Below are 6,858 nucleotides of genomic sequence, written 5' to 3'. Positions count from 1 at the left end.
GTGGAAAAATCGGGGAGGGGAAGAGGGGACTTTCTCCAGAAAGTCCCCTCTTCCCCTCCCCGATTTTTCCACCCCGCACAAAAGAGCAGCGCCCCGGAGGAGGAGACGGGGCGCTGCAGAGGAAGGAGGAGGATACAGTTTCTGTAAGGAGGAGGATGACTTTGCCATTGAACGAACAGACTCAGCTAGGCACCTGTGAAACGGTCAGGTGGAACCGGTCGTTCAAAGTTGTAGAGGCTCTCGTATATGTAAACGGCTTTGCCGATTATTGTTTCCCCTGACTGGATGGGAGTCAGGGTTTTTCGCCGCTGGAAAGGGAGACTGACCAACGGCTGGAGGGGGGCTTGTTATTCGCTCGCGGGAGCTTCCGCTCCGGGCTGCGGACCGTCGGGCATGACGGTCATCCCTGTTGCGGGGCATCGGCGGGGCCGTTCAACCGGGCACCCCGGCCCCTTGCCTTGAAATATATTGATGCCGATTTCCTTGGCGACCCTGTCCACCATCGCGCTGCGTTCCTTGGCGAATTCGTTGCGGAGCGCCACGAGTTCTTCCGTCGCCTTGCCGATGGCTTTCGGGTCCGGAGTGGGGCTGTTGCCGAGCGTGCGCAGCTCAATGTACTTGGCCGCGAGCTTGTCCCGCAGCGGCGCGGTCTTGTCGGCGAATTCCTTCATGATGGCATCGTACTGCGCTTTCTTTTCCTGCGTGAGCGCCTGGTAAATGCAGTCCTGATACGACCTCTGCTGTCTCCAGTGGCCGTCGTGACCGTCGTGGGGCGCTGCCAGCGCCTGCCCGGCAATCCCGCCTACCGCGAGGAAAGCGGCAAGGGCTACGGCGATAGAGGCTTTATTGAGGCTCATTGAGGTTCTCCTGAAAGGTGTTTTGTTCGTCACTCTTGCCTGGACTATAGCAACGCCCGTGCCAAACATGTTAACTATTCGATTTTCTATGTAATCATCAATATAACGCCTCTGGTGGGCTTTTCGTTGTTCTGAAAAGCTGTATAGAATTTGTACAGGGATATTTGACAGTGTATAAGAATCACACAGGGAAAAGCCCGGATGCGCGGATGTGGCTAAAAAAAAGACAGCCACACTCCTTTCGGGAGCATGGCTGCCACGGGAACGGCGGGATGGGATCACTCCACGCTCTGTTCGTTGAGGGGTTGTGGGTTCAGATCTTCCATTTTGGTGCCGCGCACGCGGGCACCCCAGCCGGGATTGAACCCGGCGAGCTTTTCCATTTGTGCGGAAATGCGCTGCAATTCCCGTATGGCCTCGGTACGCAGGCGGATGAGCCTGCGCCCGATGACGGCCAAGGCGTCAGGGGGCGTGTCGGACGCGAAAGAAAGGTTATGAAGTTCCACAAGCGTTTGACGTAGTTGGATATGAATGACCGTAAGATAGGGTTCGGCCTCGCGCATGATGGCGAGCGCGGCCTGCTGCTGTTCGGGGGTGAGGTTCGGAGGCAGCGGCATGGCGAACAGGCGGCTCTCGAACCGGCTGGTGTCATGGGTCCGCTGCGGGGCGAGAGCCGGGCATTTGGAAGGCGTATCCGGAGAGAATCCGGGGAAAGCCTCCGGCATCCGGGAAGTGGGCAGCCCTTGGGGAGCCTGCCGCGGCTGGTCGTCGTGAACTCCGGAAGAGGCGCCCGTGGCGAAAGCCTTGTCCGGACAGATCCAGATAGAGAGCGCAACCCCCAGTACAATCAGGTAAAACAGCGGCAGACAGAATCTGTTTTCTGTATATATCTGCATGAAGCCCCTTTCGCTTTTTGGGTGGCAAGGAATGAAAAGTATGGGTATGGTCAGGAAGCTTCCCGAGCCAGAATCTGCACAGTATGACATGTACGTGAGCTTTGAAGGGCTCGTCAATAGTCGGAAAATTTGCAAAAAGCATACCATGAATTAGGCCGGCGGATCGCCGCAGAGCCGTTCCGCGCCGGGTGGTTGGAGCGTTTCTTGCTTCGCTCCAGCAGTGTTTTTTGCGCATTGTCTTAAAGGAATATCCGCATCCATGCAGACGACAGGACTTTTCTCTTCCTCCTCTCCGCAGCAGGCCAATGTCGGCGGCGGAAGCTCGTTGATAGGGACGCTCGGCGCCGCACTGGTACTTGTTTTCGGCGTAGTGCTTCTTACGGGGCTTTCGCTCGACCGCACTCAGACGGCTATGGTCCGTTTCCTTGCGGAAAAAGGCGTGGCGCTGGTCACGGCGCTGGAAAGCGGCGTCCGATCCGGGACCCGTTCACGGACGGGAATCCGGTTGCAGTACCTTGTCGAAGAATTGGCGGATCGGCCTGACGTGCGTTTTATCGCGGTGACCATGCCGGACGGGACCATCCTTGCGCACAGCAACCCGGCGCGCGTGGGGGAAGTGCTGAACACCCGCGGCGGCAGGGAGCTCGGCGCGGAGACGATCGCGGCATTGCGTCCCTCGGAAACCCCTTCGTGGGCGATCATAGATATGGAAGGCTCACGGGCGTTCGTGGTCTTCAAGACATTCCATCCCAAGATAAAGGGTGAGGGGCGGCAGGATGAACCGACGGTAGGGCCGTTGCCGTATGTCTTCCTCGGGCTTGACCTTGCTCCGCTCGAAGTGGCGCAGGCGCAGAACCGCGAGCGCGCCGTCCTGCTGGGGGCGGGGGTGCTGCTGGCTGGCATGTTGGCCTTGCTTGGCCTGCACGCCGTGGAGCGGGTCCGCTCGTCCCGGCGCGGGCAGCGGGTGGCCGAAGCGTTGGCCGAAGAACTGGCCGTAGCGCTTCCGGACGGGCTGGTCGTCTTCGACGCCAAGGGCCGGATCACCCGGATGAACAAGGCGGCGCTGACCCTGCTCGGCATGGAAGCCCCGGCCAAGGGCAAGGCGTTCCTAGGCCGGAAACCGGCGGAAGTGCTCCCTTCGGCGCTGGCGGAACTGGCGGCGAAGCTGTTGCAGGAGCCGGTGCTGCCGGATACGGAAATCATCTTGCGGCACGGAGAGGAACAGCAATACATTTCGGTACGCGGCGGGCACGTCAATGAAGGGTATGAAGGCCGCCTGGGTTCGCTCATGTTCCTGCGTGACCTCACGGAAGTCCGCCGCCTTGAGGCGGAAGTCCGCCGCAGGGAAAAGCTTGCCGCCGTGGGCAACCTCGCCGCGGGCGTCGCCCATGAGCTGCGCAATCCGCTCAGCTCCATCAAGGGGTATGCGACGTATTTCGGCGGGCGGTTCCCTGAAGGCAGCGCGGATCGGGAGGCGGCGCAGGTCATGGTCAAAGAGGTGGAGCGTCTCAATCGGGCCATCGGCGATTTGATAGGGCTTTCGCGCCCCACGGACATCCGGCCGCGCATGACCGGGATGCGGCGTCTGATCGGAGACACGCTCCGGCTCATCGGGCAGGACGCCGCCAATCACAAGGTCGCCATACGGTTTGACGCGCCCGAGGTGCTGCCGGATGTGGCCATCGATCCCGACAGGATGCGTCAGGTGATCCTGAACCTGTGCCTGAACGGGCTTGAAGCCATGCCGGACGGCGGCGAGCTGTTCCTGTCGCTACATCCCGAACCCGATGCCCTGCGCCTCGAAATCCGGGATACCGGGGTGGGCATCGCGCCGGACGCCTTGCCGCATATTTTCGATCCCTATTTCACCACCAAGGGGCAGGGGACCGGGCTCGGCCTTGCCACCGTGCACAAGATCATGGAAGCCCACGGCGGGAGCATTTCCGTCACTTCCGAGCCGGGGCAGGGCGCCGTATTCCGCTTGCTCCTGCCTTTGGGCGGAGAGGGCGGGAAGGTTCACGGGCATGAATGAGCGGACGCGGAAACCGGTTGAGAAGAAAGGCGGGCATCGTGTGGATTCCCGCTTCCTTCCTTTTTTTGCAGTGGCTTTTGAGAAAAGGGCTGACGATTGGGGCGGCGTGACTATTATTGGATTGTAGGAACGTCTTCGGCTGTGCAGGGAAGCGGGCCGATGAATTCACAGAAGGCATGACGCAACTTGGACGTCTTCAGGTGTGCAGGGAAGCTGGTGCGCGTCTCCGTCCGGGAGGCCCGCTTGCGGCGGAGAAGGGTTGAGAAGACGGATATTGCGTTGCCGCCGGGAGGTATCCGGCGGGTACGGCATCTGCGGCGCCGAGGAGTCCGGGAACCCCTTTTCCGGAAGGGCGGCCTGACGGATCTATTGCCGCCGGAGGCGAGGAGGTATGAGATGAGCACGCCACCTATTATATTGATCGTGGACGACGACAGTTCCCACCGGGCGATGCTGCGGACGGTGCTCCGGGGGTGGGGGTATGCCACGGATGAGGCCGACGACGGGGATACCGCCGTGGAGAAAGTCAAGGAGCGGGCTTACGACGCCGTGCTTTCGGATGTGCGCATGGCCCGCATGGACGGCATTTCGGCCATCCGGGAAATTTTACATCATAACCCCTCGATTCCGGTCCTGGTCATGACCGCGTGGCAGTCCGTGGAAACCGCTGTGGCGGCTCTGCGGCTCGGGGCGTACGACTATCTGGAAAAACCGCTGGATTTCGATCTGCTGCACCTCACGCTGGAACGGGCGCTCGATCATACCCGGCTGGCGGCTGAAAACCGGGAACTGCGGGAGTATATCCGGGAAAGCCCTTCCGGTCTTCTCGGGCGCAGCCCGCGGATGCGCGAACTCATTGAGATGGTGAATACGGTCGCGCCCACCGAGGCGACCGTCCTGATTACCGGGGAGTCGGGGACCGGCAAGGAGCGGGTCGCCCGCGCCATTCAGGAGGCCAGTGCCCGGAGAGGCAAGGCGTTCGTCACCGTCAACTGTGCGGCCCTCAATGAATCCCTGCTGGAGTCCGAATTGTTCGGGCACGAGAAGGGCGCGTTCACAGGGGCGGACAAGCGCCGCGAAGGGCGGTTCAGCCAGGCCGACGGCGGCACGCTGTTCCTCGATGAGATCGGCGAACTGCCCCTTTTGCTTCAGGCAAAGCTTCTGCGCGCCCTCCAGCAGGGGGAAGTCCAGCGAGTGGGCAGCGATACGCCCGTCATCGTGGATGTGCGGGTCATCGCCGCGACCAACCGCAACCTGCGCGAGGAAGTCAGCGAAGGGCGTTTCCGTGAGGATCTCTACTACCGGCTCAACGTGATCGGCGTGGAAGTGCCCTCCCTGCGGGAGCGCCGCGAGGACATCCCCGTGCTCGCCACGGCTTTTCTGGAGCGTTTTGCGCTGGCGAACCGCAAGGAGATCAAGGGATTCACTCCGCAGGCGATGGATGCATTGCTCAAGTACTCTTGGCCCGGCAACGTGCGTGAACTGGAGAACGCCGTGGAGCGGGCGGCTATCCTCTGCCTCGGGGAGTATATTTCCGAACGTGAGCTGCCTATGGCGGTGTCCTCCGCGCCCAAGAACAACGACGCGCCTACCCTTGCCGAGCTGCAGGGGGCGGCAGGTGAGGAGCCGATCAGCATGACGCTGGATGAGATGGAGCGCGCGGCCATCTTGCGGACGCTTCAAGATACGGGGGACAACAAGAGCGAGGCCGCCCGGCGGCTCGGGATCACGCGGGCGACGCTGCACAATAAGTTGCGGAGATACGACATGGAGTAGTTGACAAAAATAGTAACGAGTACTATTAATCAGTCAACGCAATCAATGTTACTTGCAAAGGTGGATTGGACATGAATACAGCGCACCTTTCCTCTACGAAAAATACATCTCCCTTGGCGGCGTTTGCCGACCAGCAGATTGATTGGAACCTGACGCCCGAGATGGCGGTGACCCTTTATCTGGAGTGGGGCAATAACGACTGGCGTTCCGAACATCCGCCGGTCCGTTCCAAGAGCGACGTAGCCACCTATTTTGTCGTGGACGCGTGGCAGGACCCTTTGAAGGTACGGCTTGTGCGCCGCAATTCCGAATCGGCGGACGATCTGGTGACTGTTCCGCTGCCGGAGCCGCTGGTGAAAGCGTTCCGGGACGAGTACGGTTCCCTCAAGGGGGTCTTTGAGCCCCTGCCGGTCATTAAGGACTGGCTCAAAAAGGAGCTTGGTCAGGCTTAATCCGTACGGGAGGAGTGCGGGAACAGTGACGTTCGCCTAGCAGCCTGTCCGTGGGAGTCTCCCCTGACCCCAGCGGTTTCCTCAATTCTTCCGTTTTTTTCAATTAAAAAGGTATCTCCGTTTTCAGGTGCAGTATGTTCCGGTGCGCGGGTGGCGCACCGGTACGCCTCCGAAGCCCCCAAAGGCAGCAATGCCCGAGGGGGTTTTGTTTTGGAGGTGGAGATGGTGAGGGGGATAAGGTGGATGAGAAAGACTTTTGACTGGTGGGGAGGCCGCGCGGCGGGAGTCCCGTTGGGTGTGGGACAGAGGAAGCAGCTGATTGCGTGTAGGTATAAAGAAGTGCTGTGGACTGAATAGAGCTACAGCTCTCTCTATATATAATTGTATTTTCCGTAATCTGGTCCCTGAGGAGCCCCGCCGGAGGTATTTTGAAGGAAAGGGCGCCCTCCGCTCTTCTTCTCGTTTATAGCCTTCCATACCTCTCTTTCCTTCAAAAGAGGGGGAAAGCTGTGAAGAGGGATTCGATAAAGTCGAATCCTTGACGTGATCCCCCGGCTAAGCCGGGGGGCTCCTGCAGTTTGACAATTCCCTAAAACAGCAAACCTCCTTGTCCGAACCGCTCAAGGCAGAACAAGGAGGCTTTTTATGAAGCAATTACAAAGTTTAAGTCATACGGTCTGGGAGTGTAAGTATCATATAGTGTGGATTCCGAAATACCGGAAAAAGGTTTTGCACGGCAAGATTCGTGAGGAGTTGGTGGGCGTATTTCATGAATTGGCCAACTGCCGAGGCTGCAAGATATTGGAAGGGCACCTGTGTGTGGATCATGTGCACATGTTACTGTC

At 59.8% G+C, this 6,858-nt stretch carries 7 protein-coding genes; 5 read left to right on the top strand and 2 right to left on the bottom strand.

The window, feature by feature from the left end:
- Window positions 1–281: hypothetical protein (locus T370_RS25805; RefSeq protein WP_211250542.1), on the top strand; the 281-nt coding region annotated here is incomplete at its 5' end.
- 66 nt (window positions 282–347) lie between these two features.
- Here the strand turns inward: T370_RS25805 and T370_RS0120625 are convergent.
- On the bottom strand, window positions 348–857 hold the full coding sequence (locus tag T370_RS0120625) for a Spy/CpxP family protein refolding chaperone (protein ID WP_005025029.1): 510 nt from the start codon (window positions 855–857) through the stop codon (window positions 348–350).
- Window positions 858–1,135: 278 nt separating this feature from the next.
- On the bottom strand, window positions 1,136–1,753 hold the full coding sequence (locus tag T370_RS0120620) for a hypothetical protein (RefSeq protein ID WP_029436854.1): 618 nt from the start codon (window positions 1,751–1,753) through the stop codon (window positions 1,136–1,138).
- 259 nt (window positions 1,754–2,012) lie between these two features.
- On the opposite strand from T370_RS0120620, the gene T370_RS0120610 reads away from it, so the two are divergent.
- The 4 genes from T370_RS0120610 to tnpA all read left to right on the top strand — a co-directional run.
- Entirely contained in the window at window positions 2,013–3,785 is a 1,773-nt protein-coding gene (locus T370_RS0120610; protein WP_005025033.1) for an ATP-binding protein, read from the top strand.
- 396 nt (window positions 3,786–4,181) lie between these two features.
- On the top strand, window positions 4,182–5,561 hold the full coding sequence (locus T370_RS0120605) for a sigma 54-interacting transcriptional regulator (protein WP_009733420.1): 1,380 nt from the start codon (window positions 4,182–4,184) through the stop codon (window positions 5,559–5,561).
- A 71-nt stretch (window positions 5,562–5,632) separates the two neighbouring features.
- Entirely contained in the window at window positions 5,633–6,013 is a 381-nt protein-coding gene (locus T370_RS0120600; protein WP_009733421.1) for a DVU0772 family protein, read from the top strand.
- 645 nt (window positions 6,014–6,658) lie between these two features.
- Window positions 6,659–6,858, top strand: a 200-nt coding sequence (gene tnpA, locus T370_RS0120590) for an IS200/IS605 family transposase (protein ID WP_029436855.1), incomplete at its 3' end; no start/stop codon positions are given.

Source organism: Bilophila wadsworthia ATCC 49260 (assembly GCF_000701705.1).
Taxonomy (GTDB): domain Bacteria; phylum Desulfobacterota; class Desulfovibrionia; order Desulfovibrionales; family Desulfovibrionaceae; genus Bilophila; species Bilophila wadsworthia.
Note: the sequence above shows the minus strand (reverse complement) of the source record. Positions and strands in the feature narration are given on the sequence as shown.